Genomic DNA, 14,492 nt, shown 5'->3' on the forward strand with positions numbered 1-14,492 from the left:
GAAAGGCGGCCGAGTGAATACGACTGAACCATTGTCGGGCACGCCTTTCACCTTCGAAGGCAAAGCCGCAATGATGGAGCGGGCGCTCGGCAGCGCCGGGATTTCGATCCTCTGCCAGGACGCCCGGCTTTCAATCTTCTACGTCGAAAATCTGCCGCCGCACTTCGCAGCGCTTTTTATGCCTGGCGGCAGTGATGCCGCCCTATTCGGCGATGTCCATGGCCAATATCTGACGGCGCTGAAACGCAGGGTGCTGGAGACTGGCATTCCCAACAATGCCGAGGTCGAGATCGACGTCGACGGGGAAATGCGTACCTATGAATTGAAGATCCAACGCACCGGCGACCGCGGCACGATTGGACTTCTGTCCGTGATGACTGAGGTCACTGAAAGCCGGCATCGCGAAAAAGTGCTGAAATCGCTGCTGCGTGAGCTCTCCCACCGTTCGAAGAACCTTCTCGCCATCATTCAGGGCATTGCGACCCAAACTGCGCGCAACACGCTCTCGCTCGACAGCTTCCTCCTCAAGTTCCGCGGCAGGCTGCAATCGCTTTCCAATTCCCAGGACCTCGTCACGGATTCGAGCTGGCGGGGCGCCTATCTCTTCGAGCTCGCGGAAAAACAGTTCGCTCCCTACTGGCCGGAGACATCCGGCTCCATGCCGATCTACGGCATCAATGCCCATCTGACGCCGAATGCCGCCGTGCATCTCGGCCTCGCCCTCCACGAGCTCATTGTCAACTCCGCTTCCTACGGGGCAATATCAGGCGGCGCCACTTCAATCACGTTGAACTGCCGCGAAGCGATGATCAACGACAGGAAGGCGATCGAGATCGCCTGGGCCGAAGTGCTGCAGGATCAGTCTGAAATTCACGAATTCAGCGACAACAGCTTCGGCCGCACAGTGCTGGAGCGTGTCGTGCCCTCGTCTGTCAACGGCAAAGCGGAATTGAGCCTGGTGCCCGGCCGCATAGAATATCGGCTGACTATTCCGGAAACCGAATTCGAGATCTTCAAGCGTGTGTAAAAGCCAGAAACGATGAGCCTGCCGACGACAGAAAAACAGCCGGTGCGAGGGCGGCGCACCGGCTGTCTTCACTCACCGGGAGGGGACCGTGAGTACGTCCGGATGGTGGGTTGGGGGCGCGCATGTTGGGTCGATGCGATCACCATCCGGATATCGCGATAACGGCGAAGTCCGTGTTTGGTTCCCTGGCATTCGAAAAAAAACGTTTTTTTGTGATCTTTTTTCTGATGCTCTTCCCTCGCCTCATCTTCAGATGAATCATCGGTCAAAACTGAAGAAATTAATCTTTAAAAAACCGGCACTTACCGGAACGCCTCCGAGGAGGATCCGTAAAAATTTTACCGTTTGATAAATTTTTAAACCTGAGTTACGCTTTCCTCACAGGCCGTTTACCAATAATGAGGGAACTTCAATGGAACGACTGGAAACTGGGATTCATGCCGGCCGGCTTTCGCGCGCCGAGTATGAGGCTAATTTTTCCGATCTGCATCCGCGCCTCGACAATCACGAGGCGCTGGTCGCCGCTGACCGCTGTTATTTCTGTTATGACGCGCCGTGCATGACGGCCTGTCCCACCTCGATCGACATTCCGCTCTTCATCCGCCAGATTTCGACCGGAAATCCGCTGGGTGCGGCCAAGACGATCTTCGACCAGAACATCCTCGGCGGCATGTGCGCCCGCGTCTGTCCCACCGAAGAGCTGTGCGAGCAGGCCTGCGTGCGCAACACGGCCGAGGAACGGCCCGTCGAAATCGGTCGCCTGCAGCGTTATGCGACCGATGCCGCCATGCAGGTCGGCAAACAGTTCTATGTCAGGGCCGAAGCGAGCGGCAAAAGGATCGCCGTCGTCGGCGCCGGCCCGGCAGGTCTTGCCGCTGCCCATCGTCTCGCCGTGAAGGGTCATTCCGTCACGATTTACGACGGCAGGGAAAAATCCGGCGGCCTCAATGAATACGGAATCGCCACCTATAAGACGGTCGACGATTTCGCCCAGCAGGAAGTTGATTACGTGCTCTCGGTCGGCGGCATCGAGGTCCGCCACGGCGCCCTCCTTGGCCGCGATTTCTCGCTCTCCGATCTGCAGTCGCAATATGACGCCATCTTTCTGGGCATAGGTCTTGCCGGCGTCAATGCGCTGCGTATCGAGGGCGAAAACCTGGCCGGCGTCGACGACGCCGTCGATTTCATCGCTGCGCTCCGCCAGGCTGAAGACAAAGGCGAAATCGCGATCGGCCGCCGGGTCGTCGTGCTCGGCGGCGGTATGACGGCGATCGACGCTGCCGTGCAGGCAAAGCTGCTTGGCGCCGAGGAAGTGACGATCTGTTACCGCCGCGGCAAGGAGCACATGAACGCCTCAGAATACGAGCAGGATCTGGCCAGCTCGAAGGGCGTCATCATCCGCCACTGGCTGGCGCCGAAATCGATCCTGTCGCAGGACGGCAAAGTTGCCGCGATCGAAGTGGAATACACCAAGATCGTCGAGGGCCGCCTCGTCGGCACCGGTGAGACCGGCGTGATTGCCGCCGACCAGATCTTCAAGGCGATCGGCCAGACCTTTGATGCCTCCGGCCTTGGTTCGCTGCGCATGGAGTCCGGCCGCATCGCGGTCGACGTCGAAGGCCGCACCTCGCTCGACGGCGTCTGGGCCGGCGGCGACTGCGTCTTTGGCGGCGAGGACCTCACGGTTTCCGCCGTCGCCCATGGCCGCGACGCGGCTGAATCCATCCATCGCGCCCTCTCCGCAACAGCCGCTCCGGCTGTCGCGGTTGCTTGAAGGGGAGAATGAACAATGGCTGATCTCCGCAACAACTTCGTCGGAATCAAATCCCCGAACCCGTTCTGGCTGGCATCCGCGCCGCCGACCGATAAGGCCTATAACGTCGAGCGCGCCTTCAAGGCCGGCTGGGGAGGCGTGGTCTGGAAGACGCTCGGCGAGGAAGGCCCGCCCGTCGTCAATGTCAACGGTCCGCGCTACGGCGCGATCTTCGGCGCCGACCGCCGCCTGCTGGGCCTCAACAATATCGAGCTGATCACCGACCGCGACCTCTACACAAACCTGCGCGAAATGAAGCAGGTGAAGATGAACTGGCCTGATCGGGCGCTGATCGCCTCCATCATGGTGCCCTGCGAGGAACAGGCCTGGAAGTCGATCCTGCCTCTGGTCGAGGAGACCGGCGCCGACGGCATCGAACTCAATTTCGGCTGTCCGCACGGCATGTCGGAGCGCGGCATGGGCTCCGCCGTCGGCCAGGTCCCGGAATATATCGAAATGGTCGTGCGCTGGTGCAAGCAGTACACCCGCATGCCCGTCATCACCAAGCTGACGCCCAACATCACCGACATCCGCCGCCCTGCCCGGGCCGCCAAGGCCGGCGGCACTGATGCCGTCTCGCTGATCAATACGATCAATTCGATCGTGTCGGTCGATCTCGACAACTTCGCTCCCAACCCGACGGTCGGCGGCAAGGGCAGCCATGGCGGCTATTGCGGCCCGGCAGTCAAGCCGATCGCCCTCAACATGGTCGCCGAGATCGCCCGCGATCCCGAAACCTATGGCCTGCCGATCTCGGGCATCGGCGGCATCACCACCTGGAGGGACGCGGCCGAATTCCTGGTTCTCGGCGCCGGCAACGTTCAGGTCTGCACGGCGGCGATGACATATGGCTTCAAGATCGTGCAGGAGATGATAACGGGTCTCTCCGGCTGGATGGACGAAAAGGGCCATCGCAGCCTCGACGACATTACCGGCCGCGCCGTCTCCAACGTCACCGACTGGCAGTATCTGAACCTGAACTACGTCGCCAAGGCGAAGATCGACCAAGACGCTTGCATCAAATGCGGCCGTTGCCACATCGCCTGCGAGGACACCTCGCACCAGGCGATCACCAGCGTCGTCAATGGCCTGCGCCATTTCGAGGTCATCGAAGAGGAATGCGTCGGCTGCAATCTCTGCGTCAACGTCTGCCCGGTCGAGAACTGCATCACCATGGAACCGCTTGCCGCCGGCACCATCGACAAGCGCACCGGCCGCGTCGTCGATCCGAACTATGCCAACTGGACGACCCACCCGAACAATCCGATGGCCCGCCAAGCGGCGGAATGACGGCTTTGCAGTGCCGCGGACAAGCTCGGTTCGCGGCACTGCGTTGTGCCATAAATTCGGATTTCGGGCTTGATGGGCTGCCCGAAAGGTCGCGAAAAGCAATTCCGGGAACATCATGAGGCTGCCGAAGTTAGCGCAGGCGATCTCCACGAGAGAGCCATGCACGATAACTTGAGCAGCGAAAAGTCGAAACCGGTGTCTCCCAGTTCGAGCCGACGCCTCCCGATCGGAGCGGAGGTTGATGCCAGCGGCGTTTCGTTCCGATTATGGGCCCCTGCTAGAGAACGCTGTTTCCTCGTAATCGAGGAAAATTCCGAATACAGGATGACAGCGAACGACGGCGGTTACTTCTGCCTCTATCTGCCCGGGCTGGCTGCAGGGACGCGATACCGGTTTCACTTTGGAGACACAGGTGATCTCCTTGCCGACCCGGCCTCGCGTTTTCAGCCGGATGGTCCATCGGGACCGTCCGTTGTCGTCGACCCGGCGCGGTATCAGTGGAATGATCAAGATTGGCGAGGAATCCGAGCCTTCGGAGCTGCTCTCTATGAGATGCACATCGGCACCTTCACAAGGGAGGGCACCTTTGCGGCAGCTCGGGAGAAGCTGAAAAAACTTCGTACGATTGGCATCAACTGCCTCGAAGTAATGCCGATCAACGAGTTTGAAGGCGAGTTCGGCTGGGGTTACGACGGCACGTTGCTCTATGCTCCGACCCGGCTCTATGGACCACCGGATGATGTGCGCGCCTTCGTCGACGAAGCCCACCGGATCGGCATTGGGGTAATCCTCGACGTCGTCTACAATCACTTCGGTAAAGGCGAGCGTTTTTGCGAATTCACACCAGACTATTTTACCGACCGTTACTCGAACGAATGGGGCAAGTCGATCAACTTCGATGGTCCGAACAGCCGTGGCGTTCGCGAATACGTCGCGAAGAACGCGGCTTATTGGATCGACGAATTTCATTTTGATGGATTGCGCATCGATGCAACGCAGGCCTTATTCGACTCAAGCCGCGAACACATCGTCACGGTCATCGCCAGGGAAGCTCGCGCAGCAGCGAGACAGCGTCAAATCTATCTCGTCAGCGAAAACGAGCCGCAACAAACCAATATGGTGCGGCCGGCCGAGATGGGAGGGCATGGGCTGGACGCCTTGTGCAATGAGGATTTTCACCGCTCCGCGACGGTAGCGCTGACGGGCCGCAATGAAGCCTATTTTCATGATCATCGCGGCACGGCTCAGGAACTCGTTTCTGCCGCCAAATATGGCTGCCTGTTTCAGGGACAAAGATATGATTGGCAGGACAAGCCACGGGGCACTGCGGGGCTCGACCTCAAGCCGTGGAATTTCGTGCACTTTCTCCAAAATCACGATCAGGTCGCCAACTCCGGCACAGGAGCCAGGATCGGCCACATAACATCACCGGCTCGCCTTCGAGTCCTGACGGCGCTCCAGCTGCTGGGGCCGCAGACGCCCATGCTCTTTCAAGGACAGGAGTTTGGTTCCTCTTCTCCGTTCTATTATTTCGCCGATCACACCGGAGAAATCGCCGATATCGTACGGCAGGGACGGCGCAGTTTTATAAGCCAATTCCCCAACCTGAGGGATGAAGAACTTATCAGACACATGGCGGATCCATGTGCTCGCGCGACGTTCGATAAGGTGAAGCTTGATTGGGCCGAATGGGAGAGGAACGCGCCAGTCGTTCAGCTTCATCGCGACCTGCTGAAGCTACGTCAGACAGATCAGGCTTTTTCTCGCCAGGCCTGCGCCCGTGACGGCCAAATGGACGGTAGTATCTTGTCCAGCACCGCCTTCCTCCTGAGGTTCTTCGCGGAGGAGCCGTCCGACGAGAGATTATTGTTGATCAACTTCGGCAATGATCTCGTGATCGACAGTCTGCCGGATCCGCTTTTTGCTCCACCACAAGATCATCAATGGCGTCTCTCCTGGTCAAGTGAAAATCCCTCATATGGTGGCAGCGGGCGCCGACCCTATGATTTCCAGCGGCGTTGGGTATTGAACGGCGATATCGCTTTGGTTCTCGCACCCGCAAGAGTCAGGAACCGGCGAAACGCCTCAGGTGTACCCATGAAGAGCTGGCAAGCCGGCATTTCGCGAGCCGAAGACGCCGGCCTCTGACTCAAATACCACTCCGCATAACCCTCCCATGACGCGGAGCTTATCGGCAGCTCCGTTTCATGAGCCAAGTCAGGTGGCGCCGCCGATCCTCTCAGGACCCCTACGCGTTTCCAGGTCGTGGGCGTAGGGTCCCGCATGTCCACCGGTTCTCATGAAGTGCTTATCGATCTCGGCGATGATCGCTTCAGCGTTCTCTCCGGCATTTAATCTGATCAGAGCGTCCAGTTTCGCTTCCGCGCGGTCATCGTTTTCCTTGGAAGACGGAGATCCGATGTAGAGGAAGTAGGCAAGGCCGACGACCTGCCAGAGCAATTGCAGAAATTCGGACTGCCAATTTTCAAAGGTGTCTCTGCCCATCTCCATGAGATAGGCATCGATATCAACGGATTGACCGTGACTCTGCTGCTCGCCGACAAAAGCAAACCAACCAAATAACCAGTGGCCGGTGAGCGAAAACAGAAAGAAACCGACGGTGATCCAGGCATAGGCGTATTTCTTGAACATGATACCTCCTTTGGACAGGCAACTCGTACGGCGAGTGCAAAATCAGCCGCATTTGAAGTCCTCGTCAGCTGATCCCTGGCCTGCCCGTCAAGTTCCCGCGGATTGAGAGATCGGATGCAGCAGCCGTCGCGCCGGACCTGAAAACGGGCGGCGCCTCACGTTCGTAGATTTCGATGAATTCGCGCTGATTGCGCCCCACATTGTGGATGTAGATCTCTTCAAATCCCATCGCGACATCGGCTTTCGGCCACTCGACATCATGTTGCCGATCGGCGGAGATGCGCACATGGTCATCCATATCTTCCGGCCGCACTTTCAGACACGCCTCGTCGAGTTCCGAAAGATAGGTCAGCTTTTCGGTCAATGCGACGAAGTCGCCAATGCCGTCGCTATTGCCATCGGCGAATTTCTCGACATCGATGCTGCAGATCACCGCCTCCTCATACCAGCTGCTGCTTCGGTTCGGCACCGTGACGGTCTCCCGTTAATCTCTGTTGCACACCTTCTAACGGTCCCGGAGGGTGGGGGTTCCTTGAGTTGCGCCAGGTCGGCCGAGGCCACGGGAAGCCGGATGAAGGTCCGGCCCGGTGGAACCCGCAGGCATCACCGGTGTTCTTCCAAGATCCCAAGCAAGTAGGAAAGCCCGATGGATCAGTCCACGATACCGCTGGGAGGTCCCGCGCGATCGCCTCTCCAACCGAAATGGTGGCATACGGCAACTGTCTACCAGGTCTATCCGCGCAGCTTCTGCGACTCGAACGGAGATGGCATCGGCGATCTTCCCGGCATCACGGCAAAGCTCGATTACCTGAAGAAACTCGGGATCGACATCATCTGGCTGTCGCCGATCTACAAGTCGCCGATGGACGATAATGGTTACGACATATCCGACTATCGGGACATCGCCCCCGAGTTTGGCACGCTCGCAGATTTCGACCAGTTGGTGGCTGAGGCGAAAAATCGGGGGATCGGCATCATGCTCGACCTCGTCGTCAACCACACATCGGACGAGCATCCGTGGTTTCTCCAGTCCCGGCAGGAGCTGGATAACCTGTTCCGCGACTTCTACATCTGGCGCAAACCAGCGCCGGACGGGGGACCGCCCAACGGCCTGAAATCCTCCTTCGGCGGGCCGGCCTGGACGCTCGATCCCGCCACCGGCGAATATTACCTGCATATGTTTTCACGCCGCCAGCCGGACCTCAATTGGGAGAACGAGAAGGTACGGACGGAAATCTACGACATGATGAACTGGTGGCTCGAGCGCGGCATTGCCGGCTTTCGCATGGATGTCATCGACTACATCGGCAAGCAGGCGGACCGGGAGCTCGTCAAGGACGGGCCGCATCTGCACGATTATCTGCAGGAGATGAATGCCAAGACCTTCGGCAGCCGCGATATTCTGACGGTCGGCGAGGCCTGGAGCGCCACACCCGGCGCAGCGCTGCTCTATTCCGGGCGCGAACGCCGGGAACTGTCGATGATCTTCCAGTTCGAGCACGTCACCCAGCAATGGGATGCGGTCTATGGGAAATGGCGCCCGAAGCCGTTCGACCTCGTGAAACTCAAGACCGTCCTCAGCAAGTGGCAGCTTGCTCTATCCGAAGATGGGTGGAATTCGCTCTTCTGGGGCAATCACGATTTGCCGCGCGCCGTCTCGCGCTACGGCAATGTCAGCGGCTATCACGTCGAGTCGGCGAAGATGCTGGCGACCGTGTTGCATCTCCTAAAGGGCACGCCTTTCGTCTATCAGGGCGAGGAGATCGGCATGACGAACGTCCCCTTCACCTCGATCGAACAGTATCGCGATATCGAAACCATCAACATGCACAGGTTGCATGTGGAGGCCGGCCTTTCACCGGAGGAGTTCATCCGCGGGGCAAACGAGAACGGCCGCGATAATGCCCGCACACCGATGCAATGGAGCGCCGCCCCCTATGGCGGTTTTTCCACAGGCGTCCCCTGGATCGAGGTCAATCCCAATTACCCGAAGGTCAACGCCGAAGCGGCCATCAGGGACGAAAAGTCGATCTGGAACCATTATCGCAAGCTGATCGCTCTCCGGAAAACCCATCCTATCATCATCTATGGCGAATACCGCTCCTGGCTCGACCAGCACCCTGATGTCTTCGTCTATACCCGCACGCTCGACAGGAGCTGGATCATCGTGGTCGCCAACTTCACACCCAGAGACATTGCGCTGAGTTTGCCGACGGAGCTCGCCATCAACGGAGAATGCCTCATCTGCAATTATGAACCGGTGCACATGATCGGCGAAACTGTTGAGCTCAAGCCGTACGAGACCTTTGCCATAGAGTGTAAGTGAAGTTTTCGGCTTGGATGGTTTCTTCGCCGGGCGACAAAGTGATGGCTTTCGACGATACGCAATTGTCGACAACTTGGACACCGTGGCAGCTTCAGTCGCTAGCCGCCGAATGACTTCCGATAGGCATGCGGGCTCGTCCCCAGCCGTTTGCGGAAGTGGTGTCGCATCGTCGCCAGCGTGCCGAAGCCGCTTGATATCGCGATGTCATCGAGCGATACGGCAAGCTCTCTTTCGAGAAGGTCGCGCGCATGGCGCAGCCGCTCCTTCAGCAGCCATTCGCCGACGCTCAGACCGGTCGTCGCTTCAAAGCGGCGCTGGAATGTGCGCATGCTCATGCCGGCTTTTTTGGCGAGCAGGCTGATCGGCTGCTCTTCGGCAAGGCTTTGACGCATCCATTCGATCAGCGGGCCGAGCCGTATGCCCTCGCGTTCCTCCGGAACCGGCGCGCTGATGAACTGCGCCTGTCCGCCTTCGCGGTGCGGCGGCACGACGAGACGCCGGGCGACGCTATTGGCGACTTCGGAGCCGAAATCGCCGCGCACGACATGGAGGCAGAGATCGATGCCGGCGGCGCTGCCTGCCGCCGTCAGCAGGCTGCCCTCGTCGATGTAGAGAACGTCGGCATCGAGCATGACATCGGGATAGCGCGCCGCGATCGAGGCGACATAACGCCAATGTGTCGTCGCCCTGCGGTTAGCAAGCAGTCCGGCGCCTGCAAGAACCGCAACACCTGAGCAGAGCGACATGATGCGCGCGCCGCGCTGATGCGCTGCTCTCAGCGCATTGGCGAGCGGTTTTGGCACCGTCGCATCGATCGACCGCCAGCCGGGAACGACGATCAGGTCCGCCGCATCGAGCACTTCCAGCCCCTTGTCGACCGCGACCGTCAATCCACCGGCGGCGCGAAGCGGCCCCGGCTCGATGCCGCAGACGGAGAAGCGATACCACCCCTCACCCATCTCGGGACGCGGCAGGCCGAAGACCTCATAGGCTATCCCAAATTCGAAGGTGCAGAGCCCGTCATAGGCAAGCACCGCGACCAACGGTCCTTTCGTCTGATGCGGCGATGTGTTTGGCATGATCTTTACGATGTCAGTCATAATGGCCAATTTCGCAAAGCTCTACCATCAGCGATACCAAGCTGCAATTCCAACACGGAAAGGAAAGACCGATGGCAAGCCCCGTCGCCGAAGTACCAGCCGCCGAGCCCGATCTCGCCGCCGCCCACTATGCCGCCAAGCTCGCATTCGAAACCGATTGCTCGGATGTCCATACCGCCTTTGCCCGCGCCATGGTGGACTTCGTTCTCCTCGACGTGCGCTCACCGGCCCTATTTGCACAATCCCACGTGCCAGGTGCGATCAACCTTCCGCACGGCAAGATGACCGCGCACCGCATGTCGGAGTGGGCGAGGGAGACGCTGTTCGTCGTTTATTGCGCCGGTCCCCACTGCAACGGCGCGGATAAGGCTGCTCTCCGCCTCGCCAAGCTCGGCCTAAAGGCGAAGCTGATGATCGGCGGGATGACCGGCTGGGTCGATGAAGGTTTCGCCCTCGAAAGCGGCGCCGTCGCTGCCGAATAGCAGAACGCTCCCCTCCCTGAGGCGAGGGGAGCGCATGTTTCAAAACTCGATGACGACCTTGCCGAACGGGCCGCGATAAAGATGATCGAGCGCCTCCGGCAGTTCCTCGAAGGCATAACGCCTGTCGACGACAGGCTTGAGCCCGGTCTGGTCCACGGCGCGCACCAGATCTTCGAGCGCCCGGCGATGGCCGACCGTTATTCCCTGCACGACAGGCGCCTTAAGAAGCAAAGGCGCTACGGGCGCCGAGACATCAAAACCCTCGAATACGCCGATCACCGAAATCCGACCGTTGACCGCCACAGCCTTCAGCGCCTGGCCGAGATGCGGTCCGCCGACGATCTCAAGCACGTGGTCGGCGCCGTAATTGCCGGTCAATTGATAGAACTGCTCCACCCAATCGCCGTCGTGCCGGTTGATCAGATGATCGGCGCCGAGCGCGGACGCCCGCTCGAGCTTTTCGGTGCTGCCTGAGGTAATGAAGACCTCGGCGCCATGCGCCTTAGCGATCTGCAGGCCGAAGAGCGCGACACCGCCGGTTCCCTGCACCAACACCTTTTCGCCTGCCTTGAGCCTGCCGCATTCAATGAGGGCAAACCAAGCGGTCAGGCCGGCGCAGGGCAGCGTGCTCGCTTCGCCGGCATCGAGCGTTGCCGGCGCAAGCGTGAACCACTCTTCGGAAAGCACGGTATGTTCGGACAGCACGCCCGGATAGAAGCCGCCCCGTGTCTGGTAATGCGGAGTGTGGGCCGTGCCCGGCCCCCGACCCTCGATCCAGTCTGGGGAAAAGGTGGAGATCACCCGGTCGCCGGGTTTAAATCGGGTGACGTCGGGCCCGACGGCTTCGACCACACCCGCCATGTCGGAGGCCGGCACGAAGGGAAACTGCAGCGGCAGGCCCATGCCGCTCTCGAGCACCAGCCTGTCACGGAAATTGAGAGAGACCGCCTGCGTCCGCACACGGATCATCGTGCCCGACACGTCGGGGATTCTGGCTTCGCCGATCTTAAGATCGGCTTCCGGTCCGATGGCGCCGGTTTGCCACTGCCTTGTGGTTTGCATCTGTCTGCTCCTTCTCGATTGAGGAGCAGCAGATATATCGTTGAAAATCTGTCCGCTGTTGCGATATTAAATCGACAGAATGGTGCCATCATGGAAACAAATATGGAGCAGCTCAAGGGGATTTCGATCTTTGTCCAGACGGCCGAAGCCGGCGGTTTCTCAGCCGCCGCCGAACGGCTTCATCTTACGCGTTCGGCGGTCAGCAAGACGATCGCCCGACTCGAACAGAGGCTCGGCGTCCGGCTCTTTAACCGTACGACTCGGAGCCAAAGCCTGACCGAGGAAGGCCGGTTCTTCTATGAGCGCTGCCTCAGAGCCATCGAAGAAATCCGGATCGGCGAGGCCCAGCTCGAATCGGGCAGGCGCGCGGTCCGCGGCAGGCTGCGGGTGTCGATGCCGGTGCTGTTCGGACGTCATTGCGCCGCTCCGATTCTAACCCGCCTGCTCGATGATCACCCGGATCTCGAACTTGATTTCTCCTTCAGCGACCGCGTTGTCGACCTCCTGGAAGACGGCTTCGATCTTGCCGTCCGCAACGGCCCGCTGAAGGACAATCCCGACCTGATGGCGCGGGCGATCGCCCGGCAGTCCATGACGGTCTGCGCCTCGCCTACCTACCTGGAAAAATATGGCGTGCCGCAAACGTTCGACGAGCTCGCCCACCATCAGGGTATCATCTATCGCAGGGGCGACAACGACAGGGCTTGGATTTTTCCGTCGGCGGTCGGTCCCCCGCGCGAAGTCCTGCCGAAATCGCGGCTGCGGCTCGACGATCTGGCCTCGATAGCGGACGCCGCAGTCGAAGGCCGGGGGCTTGCCTGGCTGACCTGTTGGCTCGTGCGCGACAGGGTCCTATCAGGTGAACTCGTGCGGGTTCTGACCGATGTGCCGTCCAACATCTTTGAAGCCTATGCCGTGTGGCCGAGATCACCGGTGATGCTGCCGAAGGTCCGCCTTGCCATCGATATATTGGCGGCAAATCTGCCTCGCCTGATGGATTGAAGAGCGCTCGCGCCACAGGTGGCGCCTGCGCTTGGGCAGAGCAGTGGATCGGGATTGAACGAGGCCCATGTTTTCTGGGTTTCTCTGGGATTACAGAGATGCTGCAGTATATCGCTACTTCGCCCTCCTCCTGTAAACGGCATCATCTGCGATATCACCCAGAATACGGTCCACATGTCACTTCGCAGCGTGCTTCGCGCACAAACAGCAGATTGCTGGATGCCTTCTTCCGTGAAGGCGCGCGGGTGCAGGCGCGCGCTCTTTATCTGCGCAATCTGTTCGCATCATCGTCGATGTCGACGCGGTACCCGTGCCGGTTCTCCCGCAACTGGACGAACAGAGCCAGCCGCTCGATCTCTCCATGTCAATCCGAAACGCGGATTACCGGATGCGGCGCCGGCCGGCATTGGCGAACACAAGCGCGTCTCCACCGATCAAGAACCGCTTTCGGGTCTGAAGATCCTGCTGGTGGAAAGGATTATCGCCATGAACGGGAAATGCCATCCGGCGCCGCCTGGGCGCCGACGTGACAATGGCTCCGAGCGTCGCCGACGCCATGGAAATCCTGACCGGGCAGTCTTTCGACTTCGCGCTTTTCGATGTCAATCTCGGCGACGAGACCAGCTTGGGGATCGCCAACCGGCTGGCTGCCGAAGGCATGCCCTTCGTCTTTGCGACGGGTTATGGCGAGGGCATAGCGCAGGCGAACAGCCATTCGGATGCGCCGGTCTTACAGAAGCCCTATACAGCCGAAGGCATACGGATCTTCTTGCCCAGGTGCCGTTGCGCAAGAAAGGGTAGGCCTCAGGGCCGAGGGGAATCCGGCCGCAGACCGCCGATGAAAAGCTGTTCCAGGAACCGCGCCGCGTCTTCGAACCGCTCGTCGCCGGCGTGCTCCTGCCCCAGCACAGCCCGCACTTGGACATCGAAATCGGCGTAATGTTGGGTCGTCGACCATATGGAGAAGATCAGGTGGTAGGGATCGCATTCGATGATCTTGCCTGATTTCGCCCAAGCGCGAATGACCTCGGCCTTCTCGTCGACCAACTCCTTCAGCGGCCCCTTCAGCTCGTCTTCAATATGCGGCGCCCCCTGCAGAACTTCATTGGCGAACAGCCGGCTCTCGCGCGGAAAATCGCGCGCCATCTCCAGTTTGCGTCTGATGTAGCTGCGGATCTCCTCCTCCGGATTGCCTTCAGCATCAAACGCGCGCAGCGGCTCCAGCCAGGTGTAGAGCACCCGGTCGATAAGCGCCCGGTGCATGGCTTCCTTGGTGCGGAAATAATAGAGCAGATTGGGTTTCGACATTCCGGCCACTTCGGCGATCTGATCGATCGTCGAGCCGCGGAAGCCGCGCGCTGAAAACACGTCGAGCGCTGCTTCCAGAATCTGCTCTTCCTTCTCCTCCTGGATTCGTGTCCGCCTCAGTGTCTTCGCTGCTCTCGGAATAGCCATCGGCTATTGTTTCCCCTTGAAATTCAACTTCTTCGCTCAAGTTTGGCTAGGGCAAGCCCCCTGCCGCGTTCTTAAGCAACTGCCCGCATTTTTATCGGCAATTTTCGTGATTTTCGTCTTGAGCCCCGCGGTGGAAGTTGTAATGTTTACCAATCGGTCAAATATCCGCCAGATGAAAACCAAAGGCAACTGGCGATTTTCCGGCGCTCGACAAAACCAATAAGAGGCGCTGGGAAAGACCACGGGAACAGGCAGGCATGCCCCTTGCATGACTGCCGCAAAC

Annotated in this window: 12 protein-coding genes and 1 pseudogene; 8 read left to right on the forward strand and 5 right to left on the reverse strand. The window is 59.6% G+C overall.

The window, feature by feature from the left end:
- The first annotated feature begins 31 nt into the window (after positions 1-31).
- From RHE_RS16765 to treZ, 4 genes are all read left to right on the forward strand, one after another.
- Positions 32-1,027 (forward strand): sensor histidine kinase, encoded by a 996-nt coding sequence (locus tag RHE_RS16765; RefSeq protein WP_041678736.1) that lies wholly within the window; start codon positions 32-34, stop codon positions 1,025-1,027.
- 412 nt (positions 1,028-1,439) lie between these two features.
- Positions 1,440-2,801, forward strand: coding sequence for an NAD(P)-dependent oxidoreductase (locus tag RHE_RS16770; protein ID WP_011426511.1), 1,362 nt, complete (start codon positions 1,440-1,442; stop codon positions 2,799-2,801).
- Between the two features lie 15 nt (positions 2,802-2,816).
- The gene (gene preA / locus RHE_RS16775; RefSeq protein WP_011426512.1) at positions 2,817-4,130 is read left to right on the forward strand and encodes an NAD-dependent dihydropyrimidine dehydrogenase subunit PreA; all 1,314 of its coding nucleotides are present in this window, start codon (positions 2,817-2,819) and stop codon (positions 4,128-4,130) included.
- Positions 4,131-4,289: 159 nt separating this feature from the next.
- Positions 4,290-6,278, forward strand: a complete 1,989-nt coding sequence (treZ, locus tag RHE_RS16780) for a malto-oligosyltrehalose trehalohydrolase (protein WP_011426513.1) — start codon at positions 4,290-4,292, stop codon at positions 6,276-6,278.
- A gap of 69 nt (positions 6,279-6,347) precedes the next feature.
- Here treZ and RHE_RS16785 read toward each other — a convergent pair whose 3' ends face one another.
- Together RHE_RS16785 and RHE_RS34075 are read right to left on the reverse strand one after the other, a co-directional pair.
- Positions 6,348-6,782: a DUF6766 family protein gene (locus RHE_RS16785; protein WP_011426514.1), complete on the reverse strand. Its 435-nt coding sequence runs from the start codon at positions 6,780-6,782 to the stop codon at positions 6,348-6,350.
- Between the two features lie 64 nt (positions 6,783-6,846).
- Positions 6,847-7,251, reverse strand: a complete 405-nt coding sequence (locus tag RHE_RS34075) for a dehydrogenase (protein WP_011426515.1) — start codon at positions 7,249-7,251, stop codon at positions 6,847-6,849.
- Positions 7,252-7,428: 177 nt separating this feature from the next.
- Between RHE_RS34075 and RHE_RS16795 the strand changes: the two genes are divergently transcribed.
- A complete protein-coding gene (locus RHE_RS16795; RefSeq protein WP_011426516.1) occupies positions 7,429-9,108 on the forward strand; it encodes a glycoside hydrolase family 13 protein in 1,680 nt (559 codons plus the stop codon).
- Positions 9,109-9,206: 98 nt separating this feature from the next.
- Here RHE_RS16795 and ftrA read toward each other — a convergent pair whose 3' ends face one another.
- On the reverse strand, positions 9,207-10,208 hold the full coding sequence (gene ftrA / locus RHE_RS16800; protein WP_042118941.1) for a transcriptional regulator FtrA: 1,002 nt from the start codon (positions 10,206-10,208) through the stop codon (positions 9,207-9,209).
- A gap of 71 nt (positions 10,209-10,279) precedes the next feature.
- Here ftrA and RHE_RS16805 point away from each other — a divergent pair, with 71 nt between their 5' ends.
- Entirely contained in the window at positions 10,280-10,690 is a 411-nt protein-coding gene (locus RHE_RS16805) for a rhodanese-like domain-containing protein (protein ID WP_011426518.1), read from the forward strand.
- Positions 10,691-10,729: 39 nt separating this feature from the next.
- Here the strand turns inward: RHE_RS16805 and RHE_RS16810 are convergent, their stop codons facing one another.
- A complete protein-coding gene (locus RHE_RS16810) occupies positions 10,730-11,752 on the reverse strand; it encodes a zinc-dependent alcohol dehydrogenase family protein (RefSeq protein WP_011426519.1) in 1,023 nt (340 codons plus the stop codon).
- 102 nt (positions 11,753-11,854) lie between these two features.
- Between RHE_RS16810 and RHE_RS16815 the strand changes: the two genes are divergently transcribed.
- Positions 11,855-12,754, forward strand: coding sequence for a LysR family transcriptional regulator (locus RHE_RS16815; RefSeq protein ID WP_042118944.1), 900 nt, complete (start codon positions 11,855-11,857; stop codon positions 12,752-12,754).
- Between the two features lie 432 nt (positions 12,755-13,186).
- A pseudogene (locus RHE_RS34375) lies at positions 13,187-13,555 on the forward strand (HWE histidine kinase domain-containing protein); the annotation flags it as partial.
- 3 nt (positions 13,556-13,558) lie between these two features.
- Here the strand turns inward: RHE_RS34375 and RHE_RS16825 are convergent.
- Positions 13,559-14,209, reverse strand: coding sequence for a TetR family transcriptional regulator C-terminal domain-containing protein (locus RHE_RS16825; RefSeq protein WP_011426523.1), 651 nt, complete (start codon positions 14,207-14,209; stop codon positions 13,559-13,561).
- Positions 14,210-14,492 lie beyond the last annotated feature (283 nt).

Origin of the sequence: Rhizobium etli CFN 42 (assembly GCF_000092045.1) — a bacterium.
In the GTDB taxonomy this organism is placed as follows: Bacteria; Pseudomonadota; Alphaproteobacteria; order Rhizobiales; family Rhizobiaceae; genus Rhizobium; species Rhizobium etli.